Annotated in this window: 17 protein-coding genes; 1 reads left to right on the forward strand and 16 read right to left on the reverse strand. The window is 60.7% G+C overall.

Annotated features, from left to right (window positions below):
* Window positions 1-28 precede the first annotated feature (28 nt).
* Both ONB52_13300 and ONB52_13305 read right to left on the reverse strand, forming a co-directional pair.
* Complete coding sequence (locus ONB52_13300; protein MDZ7417112.1) at window positions 29-1,351, reverse strand: glycosyltransferase; 1,323 nt, start codon at window positions 1,349-1,351, stop codon at window positions 29-31.
* Window positions 1,329-2,831 carry an oligosaccharide flippase family protein gene (locus ONB52_13305; protein ID MDZ7417113.1) on the reverse strand — a complete coding sequence of 501 codons (1,503 nt, stop codon included), beginning with the start codon at window positions 2,829-2,831 and terminating at the stop codon, window positions 1,329-1,331. The genes ONB52_13300 and ONB52_13305 overlap by 23 nt, the downstream gene beginning before the upstream one ends.
* Window positions 2,832-2,982: 151 nt before the next feature.
* On the opposite strand from ONB52_13305, the gene ONB52_13310 reads away from it, so the two are divergent.
* Window positions 2,983-3,723 carry a hypothetical protein gene (locus tag ONB52_13310; protein ID MDZ7417114.1) on the forward strand — a complete coding sequence of 247 codons (741 nt, stop codon included), beginning with the start codon at window positions 2,983-2,985 and terminating at the stop codon, window positions 3,721-3,723.
* 262 nt (window positions 3,724-3,985) lie between these two features.
* Here the strand turns inward: ONB52_13310 and ONB52_13315 are convergent, their stop codons facing one another.
* The 14 genes from ONB52_13315 to ONB52_13380 form a co-directional block, all read right to left on the reverse strand.
* On the reverse strand, window positions 3,986-4,417 hold the full coding sequence (locus ONB52_13315; GenBank protein ID MDZ7417115.1) for a response regulator: 432 nt from the start codon (window positions 4,415-4,417) through the stop codon (window positions 3,986-3,988).
* Window positions 4,418-4,486: 69 nt separating this feature from the next.
* The gene (locus ONB52_13320) at window positions 4,487-5,926 is read right to left on the reverse strand and encodes a GIY-YIG nuclease family protein (protein MDZ7417116.1); all 1,440 of its coding nucleotides are present in this window, start codon (window positions 5,924-5,926) and stop codon (window positions 4,487-4,489) included.
* Window positions 5,927-6,303: 377 nt separating this feature from the next.
* Window positions 6,304-8,142, reverse strand: a complete 1,839-nt coding sequence (locus ONB52_13325; protein MDZ7417117.1) for a PDZ domain-containing protein — start codon at window positions 8,140-8,142, stop codon at window positions 6,304-6,306.
* Complete coding sequence (locus ONB52_13330; GenBank protein ID MDZ7417118.1) at window positions 8,133-8,687, reverse strand: class IV adenylate cyclase; 555 nt, start codon at window positions 8,685-8,687, stop codon at window positions 8,133-8,135. The genes ONB52_13325 and ONB52_13330 overlap by 10 nt, the downstream gene beginning before the upstream one ends.
* 554 nt (window positions 8,688-9,241) lie before the next feature.
* Window positions 9,242-10,264, reverse strand: a complete 1,023-nt coding sequence (locus ONB52_13335) for a CHAD domain-containing protein (GenBank protein ID MDZ7417119.1) — start codon at window positions 10,262-10,264, stop codon at window positions 9,242-9,244.
* A 470-nt stretch (window positions 10,265-10,734) separates the two neighbouring features.
* Window positions 10,735-12,894: a hypothetical protein gene (locus ONB52_13340; GenBank protein ID MDZ7417120.1), complete on the reverse strand. Its 2,160-nt coding sequence runs from the start codon at window positions 12,892-12,894 to the stop codon at window positions 10,735-10,737.
* Window positions 12,895-13,070: 176 nt separating this feature from the next.
* Entirely contained in the window at window positions 13,071-14,240 is a 1,170-nt protein-coding gene (locus tag ONB52_13345) for a glycosyltransferase (GenBank protein MDZ7417121.1), read from the reverse strand.
* A gap of 114 nt (window positions 14,241-14,354) precedes the next feature.
* Window positions 14,355-15,386 (reverse strand): GDP-mannose 4,6-dehydratase, encoded by a 1,032-nt coding sequence (locus ONB52_13350; GenBank protein MDZ7417122.1) that lies wholly within the window; start codon window positions 15,384-15,386, stop codon window positions 14,355-14,357.
* A 159-nt stretch (window positions 15,387-15,545) separates the two neighbouring features.
* A complete protein-coding gene (locus ONB52_13355; GenBank protein ID MDZ7417123.1) occupies window positions 15,546-16,757 on the reverse strand; it encodes a glycosyltransferase family 4 protein in 1,212 nt (403 codons plus the stop codon).
* A gap of 9 nt (window positions 16,758-16,766) precedes the next feature.
* Window positions 16,767-17,546 (reverse strand): polysaccharide deacetylase family protein, encoded by a 780-nt coding sequence (locus ONB52_13360; GenBank protein MDZ7417124.1) that lies wholly within the window; start codon window positions 17,544-17,546, stop codon window positions 16,767-16,769.
* A gap of 115 nt (window positions 17,547-17,661) precedes the next feature.
* Window positions 17,662-19,122, reverse strand: a complete 1,461-nt coding sequence (locus tag ONB52_13365; protein MDZ7417125.1) for a flippase — start codon at window positions 19,120-19,122, stop codon at window positions 17,662-17,664.
* Window positions 19,123-19,222: 100 nt separating this feature from the next.
* Window positions 19,223-20,947 (reverse strand): carbamoyltransferase, encoded by a 1,725-nt coding sequence (locus ONB52_13370; GenBank protein MDZ7417126.1) that lies wholly within the window; start codon window positions 20,945-20,947, stop codon window positions 19,223-19,225.
* Between the two features lie 91 nt (window positions 20,948-21,038).
* Window positions 21,039-21,725 carry a class I SAM-dependent methyltransferase gene (locus ONB52_13375; protein ID MDZ7417127.1) on the reverse strand — a complete coding sequence of 229 codons (687 nt, stop codon included), beginning with the start codon at window positions 21,723-21,725 and terminating at the stop codon, window positions 21,039-21,041.
* A gap of 38 nt (window positions 21,726-21,763) precedes the next feature.
* Window positions 21,764-23,590 carry a hypothetical protein gene (locus ONB52_13380; protein ID MDZ7417128.1) on the reverse strand — a complete coding sequence of 609 codons (1,827 nt, stop codon included), beginning with the start codon at window positions 23,588-23,590 and terminating at the stop codon, window positions 21,764-21,766.
* Between the last annotated feature and the right edge of the window lie 139 nt (window positions 23,591-23,729).

Consider the following 23,729-nt stretch of genomic DNA (forward strand, 5'->3'; position numbering starts at 1 on the left):
AAGATAACAGCGGGCGACAAAAATACAATCAGAAACTTGCCCGGCGAGGTTCGAGGCTGCGCAGAATTTCGGCGAGGCGGTGCGCCAGGTGCTGGCGCGAGAATTCCAGTGGTGCCGGCGGCGGCATACCGGTCGCGGCGGCGCAAAACTCCTTGTAGAAGGCCAGCAGCGCGCGGGCGATGGCATCATAAGCATGGAAATCGCAATGGCGGCTGCGCGCATGTTGCAAGAGAAAGTGCACCCCTTCGATTTTTTCACCGATCAGCAGAATCGGCTTGCGGGCCGCCAAATATTCAAAGGTCTTGCTGGGAATAATGGTCGCGCCGGTGCCGGGATTGGCGAGAAACACCAGCAAATCCGCGGCCTGCATTTCCGCCACCGCCCGGGCATGGGGCACATAGCCGACGCGATCCACGAACTCATGCAACTTCGTCTGTGCCAGCCATTGCGGCAGGCAACCGGTGAGATCGGCGCCGACCAAACGCAAACGCACCTTCTCGGGGGACAAGCCGGCAGTGTCGACAAAGGCGCGAAAGCCGGCCAGCAGCGGCCGCGGATCCTGAATCTGCGAAAGCGCGCCAACATAGGAGACCTGAAAGCGGGTGTCACGGCGTTGCACCTCGGCGGCGAAATCCTCGTGATCGTAACCGTGCGGCAGGAAATGGGTGGTGCCCGGCGGCCGTCCGCCGGTCTGCTGCAACTGTACCGCCAGCCCCTGCGAAACCGCGGTCACGGCATGTGCCGAGCGCAGAATCATTCTCTCCAGAAAATTTTGCAGCGCGCGATGCAGGCGGGTGGGCGCCTGGTGAAATTCCTCGCGCAGCCAGGTGTCGCGAAAATCACAGACCCAAAGAACTTTTTGAAAGCGGGCGAGCAGCCAGCCGACGAAGTGGCAGGAATGGGGCGGCCCGGAGGTCACGACATGGCGGATACCCCGGCGCCGCACTTCGCGCCACGCCCGCCACCAGGCAAACGGCAGCCACAACACGCGCGGATCGGGCAGGAGGAACCAATAAAGCAGAGCTCCCCTCCCCCCGCCCGGAGGCCGGCGGGGTGCCGCGCCGCCACGCAACAGATGCAGCACCCGCGCCGGATCGAGCGAGCCGGTGCGCAGAATGGTGGTTCCCTGCAATTCGGCCAACAAGCTGGGATCGGAAGCATAGTATGCCACCGGTTTGACCGTGACCACGCTGACCCGCCAGCCGGCGCGCACGAGAAACTTGCACCACTTGGCCACGCGCAATGTGCCGGCCATGCCCAGCGGCGGAAAATAGTAGGCGATGAAAAGCACATGCGGCTTGTCATCCGCGGCGGGGCTGGTCGAAGGCTCAGGGGTTGATTTTTTCCGCAACACTTTTATCCTTTTTCATGAACCTGTCAGCCAGCCGGCGGGCCACCATCCGTTGGAACGCCCGCCACTCCTGCGGCTCGAAGAATCCCACAACCGCGAGCGCGAGCGGAAAGGACAACAGCAATGCGGCGCGCCACCACATGGCCGGCGCCGCCAGCGCATGCACCCCGTAAAACACCGCCGTTACCACTACGATTTTCACGAGACGCGAACATTCATAGGCGATGAAATACAGCCGCTGCGAAATCACCCAGGACAGCAGCGCCATGATGGCGTAGGCGGCCACCGTGGCCCAGGCCGCACCGGCCATGCCGAACAGCGGAATGAGCAGGAGATTGGCACCGGCATTCACCAACAGGCTGGTGCCGGTGATGAGGGGAAAATAAGCAGTCTTCTCCTGCAGGGTGATGCCGGCCAAAAAGTTTTGCGCCACGCCATACAGCCAGTAGGCGAGCATCACGATCGGCACAATGAACATGCCGCTCCAGTAGGCCTCGCCGAACAGATGAAACGCGCCCAGGCGCAGGCGCACGATGGCCTCGAGAAAAAAACTCATGGCCAGAAAGATCACCGCGCAGACGAACATGAAATAGGTGAGGACGCGGGCAAACACGGCCCGGGCACCGGCGTCCGCCGCGGTGTTCATGAAAAAAGGCACCCAGGCAAACCGAAAAGCCGTGACCAGCAGACTCATCAACAAGCCCAGCCGATAGCCGGCACTGTAAATGCCGACTGTTGGCAGATCGGTCAGCAGGCGGAGTAAAAAGCGGTCGAGCTGATCAATGGCGACCACCGCCAGCGTCGAGGGCAGGAAAGGCAGACCGAACCGCAGCAGGAGGAGCAGCGTGTGCCGGTCGAAGGCGAAGCGCAGATGGCGCAGGGTGAGCGGCAACAGCAGCAGGAAGGACAACAGCGAAGCCAGGAGATTGGCTTCGAAGATACCGGCCAGGCCGCGACCGAGTGGGAGCAGGAACAAGTAATTGAGCAGGAAGCTGAGCGCAACGCTGACCACGCGCTGGGCGATGAAGGGCACGGAACGCTCTTCCGCGCGCAAAAGTAAAAGAGGCAAGAACGCCAGGGCATCGCAAAAGAGGTTGGCAGCAGCCAGTTGCACCAAGTGCGAATAACCGGGCTGCTCGAACAGCCAGTCGGCGATCGGCCGGGCGGCGATCCACGCCACCAACGAAAACAACGCCGCCACCACTGTGATCGCCCAGAAGGCGGTGGCAAAAATGCGGTGCTTGTCCGCGGGCGAGCGGGCCGGGATGTAGTATCGCAGAAACGCCGAATCCAAACCGAAGCCGTAGACAATCGTCATCACCGCCATGCTGGAGAACAACAGGCTGGCAATGCCGTAAAGATCGCTGGGCAGAACATTGGTGTGCAGAGGGATGAGCAAAAACCCCAGGGAGCGGGCGAGCATGTGCCCGAGGCCATAGACGAGGGAATGATGAGTCAGCCTTTTGATGCTGGCAAACATGTGCGAAGCGCCGCAGCTCTGTCGATCCTACGGAACCATTTGCCTCAGACACATACCGTCGCAGATGACGGGCGCAATGTATCACCAGGCAATTCCCGATTCAAGCGAATTCTCGAAACCAGACCGTTGGACCAACGATGAGGTGACCGGTATGATCCAAGCTCATGGTCGCAGAAAATTGAATCAGGAAGACTTGCGGTTCGTGGTGACGACGCTCGGCCGGCCGGGCGAAAAGGAGACCACATTGCTGCAGTTGCTGGCCGATCCCGATACGCGCGACGCCATACTCGACCATCCCGTCCTGTTTGCCAGGCTGCAGGAAAAAGGCCCGACCCCGCCGATTTCACTCTTTCTCTACTTCTATCTACTGTGCCGGCAGGCACTCAGGGAACACGGCATCGACGATCGCGCCACCACCGATTATCTCGCCAGCCTGTTGGCGGAGTTTGCCCGAGGCAATCGCGCCTATCGCGTGCATGCGCAATCGCAGAAGGAGTATCAGTATCTTGTCGACCTGATGAATGACATGCTCTCTGCCAGCACGGAGGAGGAATTTTATCTGCGCAGCCATTTGGGCGACTATGCGTTGTTCCTGACCGGCATCTTTCCCGCCTTCATCTATCATCGTGCCAAATACCATCCCCCCTCGCCCGACTTTTCCTATTACGAACAGGTCGGCAGCAGCAACTACCATCTCGCCGCACAACATGCCATGGCGGAACGCTATCGTCTGAGCGGCATTTTGGAATTGCTGGGCCGCGAATTTCGCCGAGTGCGGCTGGCACTCAACCACCTGGCTGACAATTATCTGCAATTGGATCGCAACCCGGGCGCCACCGACAAGGTTATGCGCCGTCTCGATCATTTCATCGAGCAACGCCGCGGCAACTGAACTGCCCCGCCACGGCGTGACGGGACCAGCACACGGCGGATCGACCGCAGGCGTTAAAAGCAGCATGCCCGCCGGGCAAAAAAGATATGGGATCGGATTGCCTGTCCGGTTTCATCACTTGCCGGGTGGGGAATGCAGTCAGGCGTGCAGGTGGCGGGAGGTGCAAGCACAAGCGGGGGATTGCCGTCTTCTGACAGGTTAAAGACGACGGTATGGAGGAACGGCATACCTGGCGGTTGCAATAGGCGGCGCCGGGGGCAGTTCACTCGTTGCGTCCGCCGTTGTTTTCGGCAATCATCTTGCGCACGCGCTCCTTCAGCACTTCGACAAGAAAGGGCTTGGGCAGGAAGTCAGTGCGCGGCAGGCGCAGGGCGGCTTCGAGTTTTTCGGAATCCCGGAATCCGGTGAGCAGCAGCACCGGGATGTGGGCAATTCTGGCGTCGGCGCGGATGGCTTTGAGCGTGTCGAGGCCGTTCATCTCCGGCATGACCACGTCCATCACGATCAAATCCGGCAGCTCGCGGCGGATGATCTCCAGGCCCTCCCGGCCGTTGCCCGCCTCCACGATTTCATAGTGTTCCCGGCGCAGGGCATGACGAATGAGATGCCGGATCGGCGCTTCATCGTCAATCGTGATGATTTTGATGGACGGTGCCGCTGCGGGGCTGGGATTGGGGGTGTCGGTCACACTCACGTTTTCCTCGTCCCTGAATCTGGCATTGCCTGGCCTGCGTGGAGCAGGCTCATCTCCTTGCGAAGCACACTACCCCTGCTCCGGAACAACCGGCGATACGATTCTCACACTGGTTTCGAAAAGCTCGCCCGCATTCAACACCGCTTCCAGCTTCCTTTCGGCCTCCTGCGGATCGCGACACTCCTCGGGGGTGATCCTGCTCACCCAACTGCAATTTTGTGCCAGCCATCGTGCCGCAAGCTCGACTTCGCAGGGCGGCGGGCCGGCTGGTGCCGCGGCGCCTTCACGCCAAAAAGTTGCCAGCAGCTGCTGCACCCGCTTGCCGGGTTTGCGGCGCACCGGCAGCCTGGTCCGTCGCAGGGCGCTGGGCGAAAGGAAATAGACGACCACGTGTTCGCCGCCGATCCCATGCCCCGGCCGCTTGATCGGTACGATGAATATACCGCTCTTTTTTTCCGGTTGCGTAGTCACGGCATGGAGGCGTTGCCGGCGGTTGAGCGCGGGCTTGAAGCGCTGGATCAACACCTGCTCGCGCAGCAGGGCGTCCAGCTCGGTGTCGGTCACTTCGAAATGCAATTGCCGTAGTTGTGCCTGCTGCTGCTGCAGCTTGCGATCTTCCGGCGTGGGTTGTCGAAAATAAGTTTGCAACCGCCGGCGCAAATTTGCGGCCTTGCCCACATAAATCACCCGGCCGGCGGCATCCTTCATCAGATACACCCCCGGCGCGGCGGGCAATTGTGCGACGAACTTTTCATCAAAAGCGAACCTGCCAAAGTTCACTCGTGCCGGGCGGCGCGCCAGGCCGGCGAGCTGCTCCCAATTCGTCAAACCCTGCGCCTGCGCGGCCTCGCGCAAATGCGCCACAATCTCACTCTCCGCGGTGAGGCGGTGGCTCAGTCCCTCCTGCCAGGCGGGATTGCCACACAGTTCGGCATAAAGCGCCGGCAAGCGGGGCGGACGCGGCAACTGCAGCAGGTGGCGCGCCAGGCGGGCGAGCGAAATCGTGCGCCCCGGCAGGAAAGGCTGCCGCGCCAGCGCGGCGATGCGGCCGAGCGCCAGGCTCGCGGCCTGCGGATGCCACGAGACAAGCACCGCCTGCTGCAGCAAACCCGACCATTGCTGCCAAAACGCCGCCGCCGTGACGGTGGGCAAATCGGTGGTCACCGCAGCGGTATCCTGCACCACACATGCCATCGCACGCTCGCCCAATGCACTGTCATGCAAAACACCCAAAGCGATGACTATGGCAGTGGCCTGCCTGAGCTCCACCGGCCGCATGGGGGTTTCGACCAGGCAGGCCGGCGGTGATTGCGATGACGGGGAGGCAACGAGATGCCAGTTGCCCAGGCCATCGTTCACCACGTGTGGATCATCATGCAGCACAGCCGCCAGCAACTGGTCGGCCTGCGCCGGCCCGGCATTACGCAGGTGAAACAGGGCGCGTGCAATCGCCACCGCGGAGGCATGGCCGCCGCATTGCTTCAGGAAGGCATGAATTCGATCTCGCATGGCAGGCGCGCCACGTTTCCACCCGCCGGCCGGCGGCCGGCATTGAAACAAAAAGGGCGCTTTCCCTCGCGCAGCCGCAACGTCCTGCTGCCACCGTTCCGTTGCTGCTGCGCCACGGGAGAACGCCCTTCACGAACCATCGTGATTGTCATGCCCAACTCCTGCGTCGTGGTTATGGCACCCCGGCGACTCGCGGCAGAGTGTCGGGGGCTCACCCGCTTGCGGCCCGAAGAGAGAAGCTACCCCACAGCACAGGCAAGTTGAGAAACGCGGCGTTAAAATAGACCAGGGGTCGAATAAAGTCAAGCAAAAATTCCGCGGCCGTTTTCACCGGCACATCCGCATGTGAATCTTATTCATCCAGTCTTGCGATTGTGTCAGAGTGCGCCGAGCCATTTGTCTTTTAATTCACGGGCGGAGGATGTGGCGGACACGAGCGGGACGATTTCGTAAGTGAACCCACGTCCCGGCCGGTAGGTGGTCGCGGCTTCGCGCAGGCGGCCACGTCGTTCGAAAAGAAATTTGACCGGTGCGCCGCTGGCGAGCTCAGCAAACAAATCCTCCCAATTTGCTGCAAAGGCTTCCCGCTGGTTGACTGCGAGAATTTTATCACCACGTTCGAGACCGGCCTGATCAGCCACGCTGCCGAGAGTCACCTCCGCCACCACCAGTTCGCCACCTGCCTGCCAGGCCAGCCCGACATCCGCCGGCCGGCTGTGTTCCAGCACTTTGAGTTGCAGGCCGGCATGCTGCAGGAAACGGTTGTAGTCCACCGCCTGGGTGCCGCGCACAAAGGCGGCAAAAAAATCGTCGAGACTGACGCCCGCCATTTCTTCCACCACTTGCTGGAAGTCGGCGGCAGTGTAGCCTTTGCCCTGCAGGTAGTAGCTTTCCGGCGGGCAGACGAAGAAACGATCATAGAGCGTGGCCAACACATCATCGAGCGAGCGCCGGTTGTTGCTGCGCTGCCGGATTTCCAAATCCAGCAGCATCCCCAGCACGGCGCCGTGGTTGTAGTACGAGGTGAAATGCTGCTTGACACGGGTGTCGTCCAGCGGTATGGGCGTGCGCAAAAACAGCCAGGTCAGCATGCTGGTGGTCTCGGCCGACTCCTGGCGTGCCCCCGGGTGCTGTTCGAAGGCGGCGATTTCCGCGGCCAGGCGCGCGAGGAATTCGCGCTCCGTGTAAAAGCCCATGCGCTTCAAGATCAGCGGCGCGTAGTAACTGGTCAGGCCCTCGGCGATCCAGAGATTTCTGCTGTAAACTTCACGGCTGTAATCAAAGGGGCCAAGCCCGGCGGGGCGAATGCGCTTGACATTCCACGTATGAAAGAATTCGTGCGCCGCCAGCAACAGCAGGCGTTCGTAGTTGTGATCGGCAGCGTTGGCGGTCATGTCGGCCAGTTCGCTGGTGACGATAAGCTGTGCGGTATTGAGATGCTCCATGCCGTCGCCGGTGGTGAGATGGGGCGCGAAATGGCAGAGAAACCAATATTGCTCATACGGCAAACCGCGGCGCAGAATACGCTCCGCGGTGCGGACGATGGCCTGCAGATCGCGCACCAAGGGTTCGAGATTCTGCCCGCGGCCGTCGTTGTGCACCACCACGAAATGTTTTTTGCCGTACAGCTCGAATTCGCGCTGCTGAAAATTTCCCATTTCCACCGGACAGTCGATCAAAATATCATAGTTCGGTGCGAAGTAGGTGTTGGCCGCGGCCGCGCGTGACAGACCGGTGGCCACCTGCCAGTCCGCCGGCGGCGGCATGACCAGCATGATGGGCAGGTGCTTGTAGTTCACAGCATACATGAAAACCGACGCGCCACTGAGATGGACATGCTCCTCATTGGCCTGACTGAAAGTGCCCGACAGCGTGTTGGCAAAGACGCGGTAGCGCAACTCGCAGCGCCGCGCTTTGCCCTTGTGCAACCGCCAGGTCTGCTTGTCCAGGCGCTCCACCGCCAGCGGATTGCCGTGCTCATCCGCCGCCCGCACCTGCGAGACGTTTTTGGCAAAATCATAAATCACATAGCGGCCCGGCGACCAGGCCGGCATGGCAAATTCCAGGACACGCTCGGCGAAGTCCTCGATTGTGATGGTGAGGTCGAGAAAATGATGCCGGCGGTCAGTGACATCAACAGTGTAGCGCAGGGTTGGTGCTGCTGCTGCGGAAACAACCAGGCTGAGGGTCATGAGCATCCATCGCGTCAGGAACATGGGGACTCCATCAACATATCCGCATATGAGCCGGAAATCAAATCGGCACGGCGCACGCCGAAGACGTGCAACAGCCGGTGCGCTTCTGCTTCCGCCCTCGCGGCGTGGCTCGCGTCGCCCGCCACAGCTTCGACCTCCACGAATTCACCCAGACCCTCCACCTGGTCGAGGTGAATGCGAATGCCGCCGCCCGGCATTGCCAGCAGATAAAGCTCGCGGCGTTTCACCACCACCACGCGAACCCCCAGCGCCTGGCGCAGCACCTGCTTCATCCGGCCGGCGTCATGCACCGGCGCGAGGGCATAGTCGCTGCGTTTCACCGCCGCCACATCAGGCCGTTGATAATAGATCAACTGGCATTCCGCCGGCGCCGCCTCGGCCGGCGTGAGCGGCGTGATCTCACGCAGCTTCAAGCGGCCGCTGGCAACTTGAAAATAGGTGTCGCACTGCCGGAAAACACCGGCAAAAGTTGCCGGCAACGTTTGCAAAACGGCCAGCAGCGCCGGCCGGTCGTGCAGGCGCGCCTTGAATTCCAAATTGATCATCTCTTCCTTTCCCGGGTGAATGCGGATTTGTCGAGCGCGAAAAACACGCTGGGCACGAGCATTTCATTTGGCTGGCTGCGGCCTCTTCCGCAGTCAGAAAAGGCGTTCCGTGGATTTGTCATGTATTGCCACAGCTTTGCCGGCATAACCCGGCGGTAAGAGTTTGGCTGCCTGAACTTTGCCTTAATTTAACCTGAATTTTGCACCCAGATTGATTTCCTCCGCGAGAAACGCCGCTTTGATCGCGACGGCCAACCCCCAGGGGGTGGTGCATAAGAAAAATTTTGCAGGCTGACGTGTCATCAACTCCGGCGGGAGTGACCTGTTTTTAGGGAGGCGGCATATCGCATCTCCCCAAACTCCGGCAGGAGTGACCTGCTTGGCCCTGCTCAAAAAACCGCGCCAGATCATGAGAAATTCTACAGACCACTCCTGATGGAATTAAAGACTCGCAAACTTCGAATGTCTCCAGACGGAGTTTTGTAAACACGCCATCTCTTCCGGGCAACAGCAAGCCAGCATGCAAAATTCAGTGCCGGACAGTTGCGAGGCCATCAATTCACGGCCGCCGGTGGTGCGGGCGCTTCGGTTTTGGGAGTCGCCGGCCGCGGCAGGGGCGGCACCAGCCGCTTGCGCCATTCCGCCAGAGTGGCCCGGCCAAAGAGCTCGAAATATTTTGCATAAAACCGATGGCGTTCGCCCGCCAGACGGGCGAACACTTTCTCGTAGCCTTGCAGCAGCAGGCTGGAAAAAGGCTGCTGCTGCAACGAGGCAGAGCGTTCCTGCACCAGCGCGAGGAAAACATCGCGGTCGTGCAAATCGCCCAGCACGGTTTGCAGTTTCTTGAAGAAGCCCAGACTCCCGGCGGCAGCCTCCCCGGCTGCGAAGCCGAGCACTTCCAGGGCATAGCGCAGCTTTTTGACAGCAATGCGCAAATTGTGCAGTCCCTCGACATGATCTTCGCCAGCAAGGGCGGCGCGCACCTTGAACACCTCCTGCAAGCGCTGCCCGAGCAGGGTGCGGGCCAGCCGGCCGGCGGTGCGCGGGCCACGCCGCCGGGCGGACGACACGTGCGCGAGTTTTTGAAAAACACTTTCGAACGCGGCCGGCAATTCCGCCACTTTGACCTTTTTGCTCAGGCGTTGCTGCATGCGCCCGCGTTCGCGCTTTTGCTGCTTCACCAGCCGGCGCAGCAAATCTTCGAGGGCGAAGCGCTCCAGCAGCTCCGTCGCATGGTCAAGTTGTTCGGTAAAGTAGGCCACCGCCACATCGGCATTGCGCGCCGCGCCCAGCGTGCGGGTGACCTGCCGTACGCGGTTATACAACCGCTCATACTGCCGCTCGGGGAAGCAAAAGGAAAAAATCTCCAGCGCCTCGCGCAGACGCCGCGACCACACACGCATGTCATGCAGCGCTTCGATGTCCTCGCCGCGGCGTGTGCCTTCTTCGCCGCGCGCCATCTCCACCGCACGTTCGAGAATGAGCTGGCGGGCGCAAACCAGCGGCGGGGTGTCGGCCGAGAGTGTCACCGGCGCAAAGGAAATCGTGCGGGTATTGAGAGAAGGGGAATGATTCATGCGAGGTTCTCTTCAGCAGGTATGCCACGGCAAAAAAACGCGCGTCATTTGCAAGTTGACCGGCAAACACGCGGCGGCCATTTTAACCTGACTCGCCAGGTTCACCACCGGATCACAGCGCTCGCTTCAAACAGACGACACACTGATCACAAGAAAATGCCACGCAGACATCGCCTGCCTGCAGGCAGAGGGCAGTCTGCGCTGCGCCATTTTTGTGACCCTCGGAACAAGCCCGGCCGGCAATCTAACAAAAAAAATCGCAGAAGCCAACACCGGCGGCAAGATTCGCCGCAGCCCGTGGCGGTGTGCTGGAGTGTGGTGACAGGGTGGGGGGAATTTGGCCGCAGCGCGAAACACCGGCACGCCGCTTTTCCACCCTGGCGGTGCCGGGGTTCTCGCCCCCTCATGCCGTGAAAATTTTCAACCTCTCGCGGCTGCGGCCGGGTCGTGGCAGGATCCATGCGTGCGGCTCAGTGCGCCGTGGCGGTTCGAGCCGCCGCGCGGCTGCCGAGATAGACCAGCTTGATGGCATCCGCAATCACCGGGCCGTCGGCCTTGTTGCTGATGGTGATGGCGGCTTCGCCACCGCGCTCGAAGCGATAGACGCCCAGCGAATTCCAGCGGCCGGAGGCACGGCTTTGATCGACCAGCACGGTTTTCTCACCACCGGCGAAACGAATGTGATGCGGCACATTCGTACCCTCGCGCGCCGTGGCGACGGTTTTGCCGTACTGGCCGTGCCATTCGAAAACTTCATAGTCTCCGGAGACCCCGATGCCCGGCCGGTAAATCGCGCGGGCTTCGCCGCTGCCCGGCGCGGCGGTGCGAAAGCCGTACAAATTTTGCCAGGGCGCGCAGCGCAAAGTATAGAAATCGAACCCATCATCGCATTGCGGCGTCCAGTCGCCGAGGAATTCCGGGTCGCGGCTGCCCGCGCTCGTGCTGCTGTGGGAATCATCGAGGATGATGTCCGCCACCACGGTGCGCGGCGTGCGGGTCAGCAGAATGGCATCGCCGACGATCATCGTGGCCTGGCCGGCGGCCTCGAATTCATGGCCTTTGAGCTGCACGGTGGTGAAAAGCTGGCCGTTGTTGAAATCCGGCTCCTGCCCGCCTTGAAAGCGATAGTATGGGCCGTTATAACCGTTCAGGGACTGCAGGTCCTCATCTTCAATCTCCGCCAGACCGCCGGTGACATTGACGATCACCGCGCCGTCATCGAAAAAGCGCACCCAGATGTGATCGCGCAGGCGCTGCACTTCGCTGGTGGGATGGCCGATCTTCACCGCCAGCTCGTCATAGTATTGATTGTAGTAATGCTCGCCGGATTCCAGGTCTTCATACTCGAAATACCAGTCGAAACACATTGCCACCCCCAGCAGAAAACGCGCGTGTTGAAAATAGTTGCGTGAGGGCGAGGGTTTGCGCGGGTCGCGGCCTTCGGGGTTGCCGTTCAACAACGAGACCACCGGCTTGTGTGCACGATTCATCAGCGTGCGGTAGGTGGTGAAAAAGAAATTCTGATCGAAGATGCCGCTGGTGTGTTCCGACACCATGCCGTTGGTCTCCTCCCAGCCGAAGTTGTGGGCCGTGCCCGAGTTGAGCAGAATGATCTGATTCGGCCCCAGGCGCTCGCGTAATTTGCGCAGCAGTTCGTCAATGCCCGCCTGCCAGTGTTCGATCACCCAGGTTTTGCCCTTGCCGCGTTCATCGAGATCGTTTTGCCCGTTGCGGTCGAGGTCGATGTCCGGGAGGTCGCGGCCGGGCCCGAGCTGGTAGGTCAAATGCTCGCGGCCGTAGATGCCGTCGGTCGCCACGCCGGCAAACACGGTATGATCGATCTCCTGGGTGAGAAAATCGAGCAGGAAGTCGATATAGCGCCGGCCCTGAACCTTTGGACAGAGATCGGAAAAATCCGAAAACCAGGAATCTTCACCATAAAGCGGAAGGCGGCGGCCCTGGGAATCGACCGCGAACCAGGCCTCTTGAAAGCCGGGAATCTCATTGCCCTTGTTCCAGTCTTTGGCCGGCAGCAGCATCACGTTGGGATTGAGTTTCTTGATGCGCCGGCCCCAGGCGGGGTCGTCATGGCGCGTCATCACCAGATCGAATTTGGCGTACCATTCGTCCGGAGCGCCGCCCCATTGAAAGATGGCCGTGCGCGGATAAGGATGATGCGCCACGGTCGTCGAAGTTGCGGAGGCGTGGTTCTGGCCATGGCGCGCCGCGATTTCCATGAGCAGCAAAATCTCATCGACCTCCTTGTAGGTCAGGCGGCGATCTGCAAGGTGGGCCACCAGTGTGTTGGCGAGTTGCTGCAGGTCATATTTCGTCACTTGCTCGCGCGAGGCGGCGTTGACAAAGGCATCGAGCGTGGTGACGAATTTTTCCTTGTTGTTGGTGACGTAACCATCGGGGAAGCAGCGCGACAGCTCGTAAAACAAATCCCCCGCCACCCAGCTCATCGCAACCTGCAGATACTTGTCGCGATTGAGCCAGAAATAAGCGGCGATGCCGCCGATCAGCAGCAGGGTGAGCAGGGCGCCTGTCAGCAGGCCGCGCAGCCAGGTGCGACGCCTGATCAAGCCCACTTCCAGCGCCAGAAGTTTTTGATACCTGCCTTCGTCCATGTTGTCGTGCAATGAAGAAAAGCAACCAACCACCATAACCGGGCTTCACCGCCTGCGACCGGGGTCGGCAGCAGCGCAATCCCGCGGGGTGGCCAGGCAAAAGAATACAGGGCGGCATGACGGCGGCGAATGACGCGCCGGCAAAAGCTGTCGTGGCAACGTGCGCTCACGGACCATCACCGCTGCGACTTGCGGGCAAACAGGGTATCGAGAGTCTCCTCGAAGGCTGCAATTTGCTGCTGCAGCGTGAAACTGTTCTCCACGGTGGCGCGCGCGTTCCGGCCGAGTTGGGCGAGACAGGAGCGATCACGCAGGACCTGCTGCAGCACTTCGCGCAGAGCCGCAACTTCGCCGGGTGGAACCAGAAAGCCGTTCTCCCCGGGCCGCACCAACTCGGGCACACCGCCGACGCGCGTGGCAATCACCGGCTTGCGGCAAGCCATGGCCTCCAGCAGCACATTGGGCAGCCCCTCGCCCGGCAACGACGGCAGCACGAAGAGATCGATCGCATTCACCCACTGCGCCACGTCCTGCCGCACGCCCAGGAAGAAAATGCGGTGGCGCACCCCGAGCCGCTGCGCCTGCGCTTCCAGCTCGGCACGCAGCGAGCCGTCCCCGACGAACACGAGATGCACATCGGGGAATTGCGGGGCAAGCTGGGCAAAGGCCTCGATCAAATAGCGATGGCCCTTCCACGGCTCCAGGCGCGCCACCGTGCCGAGCAAAAAGCTCTCCGGGTGAATGCCGAGCTCCCGGCGTTTCGCCAGCACCGTGTCGCGGCCGTTGGGATGAAACTGTTCGAGATCGACGCCATAGTGAATCACGCGAATCTTGCCGGCAGGGATGCCGCGGCGCCGCACCAGCGATTGCTTGACCTCGTGCGAAACCGCCACGATCAAATCCGCGCAGGCCATCGCCAGACGATACCCGCTGCGGCGCTGCACATTGTTGTGATAGGGATCGCCCTCGTGTGACACGGTTTCCCACGAGAGAATGGCGGGGACGCCGGCCATTTTCGCGGCGAATGCACCGATAACATCGGCCCAGAACAGTGTGGTCTGCACGATGTCAATGCGGCGCTGCTTCATCAGGCGGTACAGGCGAAAGAGCGGCTGCGGATCAAAAGACCAGCGCCGGCAAAAATCGAAAATCTCGATGTCGAGCTTTTCAAATCGGGGCCGCAGCGGACCGCTCGGCCCCACGGTGGCGAGCAGGATCTCGTATTTGTTGCGATCCAGCCGCGCGATCAACTCCCACAATTTGTTTTCGGCGCCGCCCATGCGAAAGCCATCCACCACCTGCAGCACGCGCAAACGCCGTGATTGTCTCTCGTTATGCCTCATCATCACAAAATCCCACCAATCGGGCGGGCCGCCCCGCGCGGCGTGTCACGTGCGCCCGCCGGGCAGCCGCACCATGTCCTCATGGCCGAATCATTTCACCGGATGCCCGTCGGCCGGCTATAACCGTTCATAATCGTGAAACACGGATTCCAGCAACGCCCGGCCGCCTTCCGGGTGGCCGTTCTTTTCCTTTTCCTGAAAATATTCCCAGATCGAGCGGATGATCTGGTCGAGTTTCACGCTCGGCTCGTAACCGATCAGACGTTTGATTTTGGTGAGATCGGGCACCCGGCGCTGCATGTCCTCGAAGCCGGCTTCATAGGCCTCGGAGTAGGGCACTTTCACGATCTCGGAGCTGCTGCCGATGATGGCCCTGACCCGTTCGGCAAGTTCCATGATCGTCACTTCTTCATTGCTGCCGATGTTGAAGATCTGGCCGACGGCCTGGGGGTGGCTGGCCAGCGCAATCAAGGCCTGCACCACGTCGCCAACATAGCCAAAACAGCGCGACTGCGTGCCGTCGCCGTAGACGCGCAACGGTTTGTTGTGCATCGCCGCCTGCACGAAACGCGGCACCACCATGCCATACTGCCCGGTCTGGCGCGGCCCGACCGTGTTGAACAGCCGCACGATCACCACCGGCAGCTTCATCTCCTTGTAATAGGCCAGCGCCAGAAACTCGTCGATGGCTTTGGAGCAGGAATAACTCCAGCGGCTTTTGGTGGTGGGGCCAAGAATGCGGTCATCTTCCTCGCTAAAAGGCACCTTGGTGCTCTTGCCGTAAACTTCGGAAGTCGAAGTGAGCAGCACTTTTCTCTTGTAGCGGTTGGCGATCTTGAGCACGATCTCGGTGCCCAGCACGCACCGCTCGATGACCTCCACCGGCCGGTTGACGATCAGTTCCACGCCGACAGCGGAGGCAAGGTGAAAGATGAGATCGCATTCGCTCACCAGGCGGTCCATTACGGTTTCGTTCATGATGGTCTCGATGGCGAAATGGAAATTGGGAAAGGCGCGGACGTGGGCGATGTTCTCCAGTTTGCCGGTGGAGAGATCATCGATGATGGTGACGGTGTGGCCGCGCTGCAACAAGGCATCAGTGAGATGCGAACCGATAAATCCCGCTCCACCCGTGATCAGTACTTTCATGACTGTCTGTGCTCCTTTGTGCTGTTGGAAAGAATTGAATCGTTGTCACACGTGCAAGATGCCTCCGCGCGGCCGCCACCCGCCCGTCTGCCGGGCCGGACCGGGCGCTGATTCGCGCCGCGGCCCTGCCGTTTTCCCACCGCCGGCGCCACCGGCAACTCAACGCCGGCCGGCCGGCCGGCGGCGGCGCTGCAAAACCTCTTCGAACACAGCCAGCATGCGACGCGCCATGTGTTCCCAGGTCCATTTCGCCAGCACGTCGCGCCGCGCCTGTTCGCCAAGCTGCCGGCGTTTCTCCTCAGAATCCACCAGCGCCAGCACTTTCTCGGTCAACTCGCCGGGGCGCGCGGGATCGAAGAGCAGACCGTTTTTGCCCTCTTCGATGATTTCCGCCACCTGGCCCACGCGCGTGGCCACCGTGGCCTTGCCGGAGGCCATGTATTCGAAAAGCTTCACCGACGAGGGATACCAAAAGTCCAGTTTGGGATAAGGCGCCAGCACGATGTCCATGCAGGAGAGATAACGCGGTACCTCGCTGTGCGGCACGGTGCCGGGCAGCACGACACGCGGAGCATAGCCGTTGGTGTGCAACTGCTGCTGAAAGAATTCCTTGTTTTTGCCGCCGCCCACCAGCAAAAAACTGACCTGGGGGCGATGGGCAAGCAGGTGGCGCGCCATGCCGATGAGATTTTCAATGCCGCTCCAGCCATAGAGCGAGCCCACCCAGCCGATCACCGTGCGGTTTTCCAGGCCCAGCTCGCGCAGCAAGGCCTGATCCTTGGGCCGCGGCACGAATTTGCCGGCGTCCACGGCGTTGGGGATCACATGAATTTTCTCGCGCGCGATGCCGCGTTCGATGTAGTAGTTGGCGAGGATGTTCGAGATGGCAATGATGGCATCGGCGCCGCGCAAATTGGCCATCTCGATCTGCATGGGAAGATTGCCGAGATGCAGAAACTCTTTGCCGTAGAAATTCATGTGCTCGTGCGTGGGCGGGCAGTCGGCTTCGATCACCAGCGGCAGACCGAGCCGGCGTGCCAGCCAGAGCGCGGAGAACGTGTACAGTTCGAGCCGGTTCAGCAGAATATCCGGCCGTTCGCGCGTGAGAATCCGTTGTTCCTGCCAGAGGTATTTGGCATTGCGCAGCAGGCGCTTGGGTTCGTGCAGATATTTTTGCAGCAGCGGTTTGAGCAACCGCTCCTTCGCCCGTTGCGCCACGTTCGCGTGCGGCGCCGGCTGCGGCACGCGCCAGTGCAGATGGGTGGTGTGTCCCAGGCGCTCCATCGCCGCCAAAAACTCCCTGGCCTTGATCGCCGAGCCGGCGGAAATGCCCTCGATATCCCACAGGTAGCTGAAATACGTGATGACCATAACACCCCGTCACCTCTGCAACAGCAGGCGTTTGATTTTGCCCAACTGTCGCCGTGTGAAATAGTAATAACCCAATCCCTGCTGCACTTTGAAACGGAATTGCGCGAACGAATCCTGCCACAAAATCTCGGTGCGGCCGATGGCAAAGGGGCTGGCCGGGCCGCCGGCATAGAACGGCGGTCCGCCACAGGCGCCGCGATAGCCCGCTTTGGCAACCGCTGCCATCACCTGCGCGTTGAAACCGGCGAAAGGATAGCAGAAAAAATCCACCGGCCGGCCGAGCTTTTCCGCGAGCAGCGTGCGGGAGTGAGCCACCTCGTGCCACAACGGCGCGGCCGCGAGCGTGGTCAGGTTCACATGCGCCAGGCCGTGCGATTGAAAGCTCCAGCCGTGCGCCTGCATTTCATGAATCTCCGGCCAGGACAGGAAGCTGTGCCGGCCCTCGGGTGGCGCGGCTTCCGCCGTCCGCATCAGATGGGCGGCCAGGAAAATCGTGCCGGTGAAATTGAATTTGGCCATCACCGGGAAGGCGCGGCTGTAGTTGCAATAATAGCCGTCATCGAACGTGATGACCATCGCCTTTTCCGGTACGGGCCGGCCGTGCTCATAATAATCGAGCAGGGCGTGCAAATCAATGGTGCGATACCCCTGCGCGGCCAGCCAGGCCATCTGCTCGGCGAAACGGCCGGGCGCCACACAGAAGCGGCGCCAGTGCTTGTCGGCCTCGTCATCAATGCGATGATAGAGCAGAACGGGAAGGCGTTGTGTGTGAGAAGAATCAGCAGGCACGGTTGTTCCACCAAACGCCACGGTCATCCTGCCACAGCGGAGGAAGACAGCCGCAATGCGGGAGAGCTTGCCAAACCATGAAAAGATTCCTTGCCTGGGAGACCGGGACTGCAATTCATTTCAAAAAGCGGGTGGCGAGCGCCCAATCCTGCTTGGAAAAAACGCCGACCACCCACACCGCCAGCAAGTATATGAAAAACGCCAGTGGCATCAAAAACCAAATTTGCATTTTGGCAAACAACAGCAGGGTGCCCGCCATACAGGCGGCGGCCGCCACCAGCTTCAGGCCGCCCTGCCAGAGCGGCCGGCTTTCAAAGTGAATCACCTGCCGGAAAACGAACGGCACTTGCAGCACCACATACACCACAATCGCAGCCACTGCCGCCCAGGTGGCGCCCATGTACCCAAAGCGCCGGATCAACAACCCGTTCAGCGCGAGATTGGCCAGCATGCTGAGCGCATTGACCCACAGATCATAGCGCTGGTTGTTGCTGGCGACCAGAGCGTAGGCAAAAATCTGCGAGGCGGCGTAGGGCACCACCACCCAGATCAGCACACGCAGCACCGCCGCGGCCGCGGCGAATTGTTCGCCATAAATCAGATCAATGATCGGATCCGCCAGCAGCGAGAGGGCGAGCGCCACCGGCACCGTGAGCACGAGCAAAAGCTGCAGACCTTTTTTGCACGCCACCTCGAAGGAGCCGCCGCCTTCCCCGGCGGTGCGGCCGGCGCGGTAGTAGTTCGAAATGATGGGAAAAAGCGAGTTCACAAAACTGTCCACCACCACCAGCGCCAGCATCAAAAAACGATAAGCCGCGCTGTACAACCCGACTTCCTCCATGTCCCGCAGTTTGGAAAGCAGGGAAACATCGAGTTTCCAGTAAACCGTGACACAGACCATGGTCAGGGCAAACACGCGGGCCTGGCTCACCAGACGCAGGGCAAAGGCGCGGTCAAAGTGAAACCGCCCGGACGGCTGCGTCGCCGCCAGCAGGCGGTGCAGATGGGTGAAGTAAAAGAGCGCGCGGCCGAAGCGGCAGGCCACAAAGACCCAGACCAGTGCCAGCAAACCAAAACCCTGTGCCAGCGCGAACAGGCTGAGGATCACACGCAGGGCATTTTCGACCACGGCGCTGTATCCCACCACATGCAAGCGCTCGAGGCCGGCCAGCACGCCTTCGCACACCTCCGCCCAGGCTGCTGCCAGCAGGGACAGGCTGACAATCACCGTGGCCCACAACACCGGCGCGCCGTACTGCAAAGCGGCGGTGAGCAGGATGAGCAGCAGCATGCTGAGCAGGGAAAACGGCACCACCGCCAGACTGGCATGCCAGAGATGGTGCCAGGCCAGTTCCTTCTGCTGCGCCACATTGCGGGTGAGCAGGTTTTTCAGCCCGAAGGCCGATATGATTTGAAAGATCGCCTGATAGTTGAACACCGTGGCATAGGCGCCCAGCCCCTCGACCTGCAACCTCCGGCTGATCGTCACGACCAGGTAAAACGACAACACCGGCTGCAGAGCATTCGCGAGCAGCAACACGGAGGTGTTGCGAAAAAATCGTTGCAGGGTGGACATGTCCGTTTCACGAGCAAGTCGCCCGGCCGGCCTGTTGGCACCGCGCCAGCGGCCCGGCGCAGGCGGCAATTTCCGCACCGCCGGGAGAGGCGGGCATCCGTCAGTTCTGATTCTGGCCCTTGACCAGGAAGGGCCCGAGGGCGAGATAATCGAGGTGGCCAAGCTGGAAGGCGCGAATCGCGTCTTCCGGCGAGCAAACGATCGGCTCCTCGTGCATATTGAAGCTGGTGTTGACCACGCTGGGGATGCCGGAGCGCTTGTAATATTCCAGCAAAATGCGATAGTAGCTGGGATTGGTTTTTTCGTCGATGAGTTGCGGACGCGCGGTGTTGTCGACGTGCACGGCGGCCGGCGATTTGGTGCGCATGAAGTCGGTACAGTCGAAGGTGATGGTCATGAAGCGCGCCGGAAACTCGGCGCCGGCGAGATTCTTGTAGCAGCGATGTGCCTCCTCCATCAGCGTGACCGGCGCGAATGGCATGAACTCGGTGCGCTTCAGCCGCTCGTTCAACCATTTGTTGACCGCGGGATCAACCGCGGGATAGAGGATCGAGCGGTTGCCGAGTGCGCGCGGGCCGTATTCCATCGCGCCGTTGAAGCGCGCCACCACTTTGTTTTGCAGGAGCAGCTCGGCGACCTTGACTGCGATGTCCTTGTGATATTCAAACGGCACGCCCTTGTCGCGCAGGGCCTTCTCCATCTGCTTCTCGGTGTAATCCGGGCCGAGATAGGCATGTGGCAGGGCGCTGCCCTGGGAACCGTTCTGATTGATGTCGTAATACAGCGCGCCGCCGGCACAGACGCCGCCGTCACCCATGTTGGGGAAGATGTAGATGCGCTTGACCCCCGGCACTTCGAAAACGCGCTGGTTCAGTTTCACGTTGGCGAAGATGCCGCCCGCCAGGCAGATGTTGTCGATCTTGAAACGCGCCATGGCATTGCGCACCAGGGTGGTCACCACTTCTTCGAAACGGCGTTGAAAGGCGGCGGCAATGTCTTCCCGTTTGTACTGCGCAATCAGCCGGCTCATCATGCTGCTGCCGGCGAAAGGCATCTTTTTATGCCAGATTTTTCCCATCATGCCGGGTGCATGCACATCCAGCCCGTCGCACACCAGCAGGCCCTTGATTTCATCATAAACCGGCGCGTTGGGGTTGCCGAACGCCGCCAGGCCCAAAATCTTGCCCTCGTGCCGGCCGCCGCGAAAGCCGAGCCAGTTGGTCAGGCTCTGATAGTAGTGCCCGAGTGAATTGGGATAATAGCAGCGATGCACCGGGGTCAATTTTTTGCCTTCGCCGAGACAGATCATGGTCGAGACAAAATCGCCCCAGGCGTCGCCGGTGATCACGATGGCTTTGTCGAAGCCGCTGGTGTAATAAGCAGAGGCGGCATGGGTGAGGTGATGCTCGACACGATGCAGCCGGGCATGCGGAAACATCTCCCGCAAACGCTTTTCATAACGGCGATAGAGCACCGCCATGCGCGGATAGGTTTTCAGGAGCAGGCTGCCGGACATCACCACCTGCCGCACGCGGTCGCCGAAGGTCAGCTCGCCATTGGCACCGGCAAAGACGCTTCTGGGATATTTCGGAAACAGGTTCTTGAAGATGTCCTCGCCCTTGCGCAGCTCCGGAATCACGACATGCTGGATGTCTTCGGGCTTGACCCCGGCAATCTCCATCACGGCGTTGATGGAGCGCGCCGGAAACTGCGTGTCCATTTTGATGCGGGAGAGGCGCTCCTCGCTGATGGCGGCCAGTATGCGTCCGTCGCGGACGATGACGGCACCGGTGTCATGACCCTGGGTGATGGATAATACGGCCATATGTCCTCCTGGTTAAAACGGCACATCCCGAATCAAATCTTGCAACAATACGCCCGCGGGAGCCACGGCATGACTGGTAGCCACCGGCGCGCTAGCGCACGCGCGCCCGCGGTTGGCCGTCCGTTTCGAACTTCTCTCCGAACAGCACCACGAAATCGAGGGTGAAGCCGAAGAGATGGTTGCGCCGGATGAGGTAATGCGTGATGCCGGCGGCATGCAGCAGCTTTTGCAGGTCGCGCCGCGAGAGCAAAAACATGTAGTCACCAGTGGCCCAGCTTTTTCCCACCCACTGCAGATAGCGCTCGAATACCGGCTTGGGCAGATAGTGCAGCAGGGGTGTGCGGGTGTGAACTTCCACCGGGAAAAACTTGTTGGGCGTGGTCACGAATGCATTGCGCGCCACCCGTCGAATTTCCTTGAGAAAAAGAATCTGGCGGTCGCGGTTGCCGACATGCTCCAGCACGGCATTCGACCAGCACAGGTCGAAACTCTGATCCGGAAACGGAAATTTCCGGCCGTCATACACCAGCGCACGCACCGCCGGATAGCGCTGACGAAACTTGCGGTAACAATCGATGCCCAACACCGTGAGGTTGCCGGGATGGGGATAGAGCCGTTCGAGCAGGTTGTCGGTTTCGCTGTATTCCTCCTCGGCCGCGCCGACATCCAGGATTTGTGTCGTGGCATCCGGCGCAAACACCTGCATGAAATAATCGAACTTCCTGCGCCGGTTTCGGCCGCTCAAGTGGTAGGCGAGTTTGTTCTTCCAGTCAGTCATCGGACACAACGGCGGAGGTTCAGAAATAAAGATGGTGATCAATTGCCGATTCTGACGTTGCGCGGCGGCGCCGGCGCCGGATCATAATTGGGTGGCGGTGTGCCGCCGCCATAGACAAATTTGATGGCGTCGGCGATGACCGGACCGTTGGCCTGGTTGGTGATGGTCACGGCATGATCCCCGCCGCGCGTGAACGTGAACGTGCCGAGCGAGTTCCACTGCCCGGCATTGATCCGCTGATTCACCCGCACGACGGTTTCGCCGCCGTCATGACGAATGAGATAGGGCACATTGTCGCCCTCGCTCACCGCGTCATCGGAATTCCCCAGTTGGCCGTGCCATTCGAAAACTTCATATTCGCCCGAAAGCCCGAGATTCGGCCGGTACACCGCGCGCGCTTCACCGTTGCCCGCCTCTGCGCGGCGGTGGGTCAGCAGATTCATCCAGGGCGCACAGCGCAGGGTGTAGTGCTTGCTGCCGTTGCGGCAATCTTCGATGCGCGTCCAGTTGCCGATGAACTCGGTGTTGGCGCCGCCGGCAGTGGTGCTGCCGGGCGAGTCATCGAGAATGATGTCGGCCACCACCACGCGCGGCGAGCGGGTCAGCAAAATGCCGTCCCCGGCGATCATCTTGTCCCCGCCGTAGGCGATGACAATATGGCCCTGCAGCGTGACCTGGCGGAATTGCTCGCCGTTGTTGAAATCCGGATCCTGGCCGCCGCGGAAACGATAGTAGGGCCCGTTGTAGCCGCTCAGCCCGCGCAAATCCGCGTCGGATACTGTCACGTCTTTGCCGGTGACATTGGTGATCACTGCACCGTCATCGAAAAAGCGCACCCACACCTCACCGAGAATCTTGTGCGGGCCGCTGGTGGGATAGCCGATCTTCACGGCGAACTCGTCATAGTACTGATTGTAGTAATGCTCGCCGGATTCCAGGTCTTCATATTCGAAATACCAGTCGAAACACATCGCCACACCCAGCATGAAGCGCTGGTGGCGGTAGTAGGTTTTCGAGGGGCTGGCCCGTTCCTGATCGCGGCCCTCCGGATTGGCGTTCAGCAGCGACACCACCGGCTGATGGGCGCGGTTCATCAGGCTGCGATAGGTGGTGAAAAAGAAATTTGGATCGAACACGCCGCTGGTGTGTTCCGCGACCATGCCGTTGGTCACCTCCCAGCCCCAGCCATGAGTCGTGCCGGAGTTGAGCAGGATAATCTGATTGGGACCCAGGCGGCGCCGCAACTCCGCCAGCAGCTCGTCGATGCCCGCCTGCCAGTGGTTGATTACCCAACTGCTGCCCTTGCCGGGCTCATTCAAATCATTCTGGCTGTTGCGGTCGAGGTCGATGTCGGGAATCGAACGGCCGGCACCCAGATTGTAGGTCATGTGCTCACGGCCGTAGATGCCGTCGGTCGCCACCCCGTCGAACACGGAGTGATCGATGGCCGTCGTCAAATAATCCACCAGAAAATCAACATAGCGTTTGCCATTGACGCGCGGACAAAGATCGGAGAGATCCGTGAACCAGGAATCACTGCCGTAGAGCTCGATGCGGCCGCCCCGCGAGGTGGGCACGAACCACTGCTCCTGGAAGCCGGGAATTTCGTTGCCCTTGTTCCAGTCCTTGGCGGGCAGCAACATCACATTGGGATTGAGACGCTTGACGCGGCGCGCCCAGTCCGGCTGGTCGTTGCGGCTCATCACCAGATCAAATTTGGCATACCACTCCTCCGGCGCGCCCTCCCATTGAAACAGGGCGGTGCGCGGATAGGGATGATTGCGGGTTTGGCTGCGGCTCGGCAGCGGCAGCAGCAACACCATCATGACCATGACCGCCATTCTGTGCCACTTCACGGCATGCATGCTCGACTCCTCCAATTTGAGTCCTTCACAAATTCCTGTGTTCACGGGGCTGCCCGCCGCCTCGCAACCATTGTCATTCTCCTGCACGATTTTCGGCCGGCATTTGCCGCATCCGATTGGTGAAAACTCATCACAAAGT

The organism is candidate division KSB1 bacterium (assembly GCA_034506255.1).
In the GTDB taxonomy this organism is placed as follows: domain Bacteria; phylum Zhuqueibacterota; class Zhuqueibacteria; order Zhuqueibacterales; family Zhuqueibacteraceae; genus Coneutiohabitans; species Coneutiohabitans thermophilus.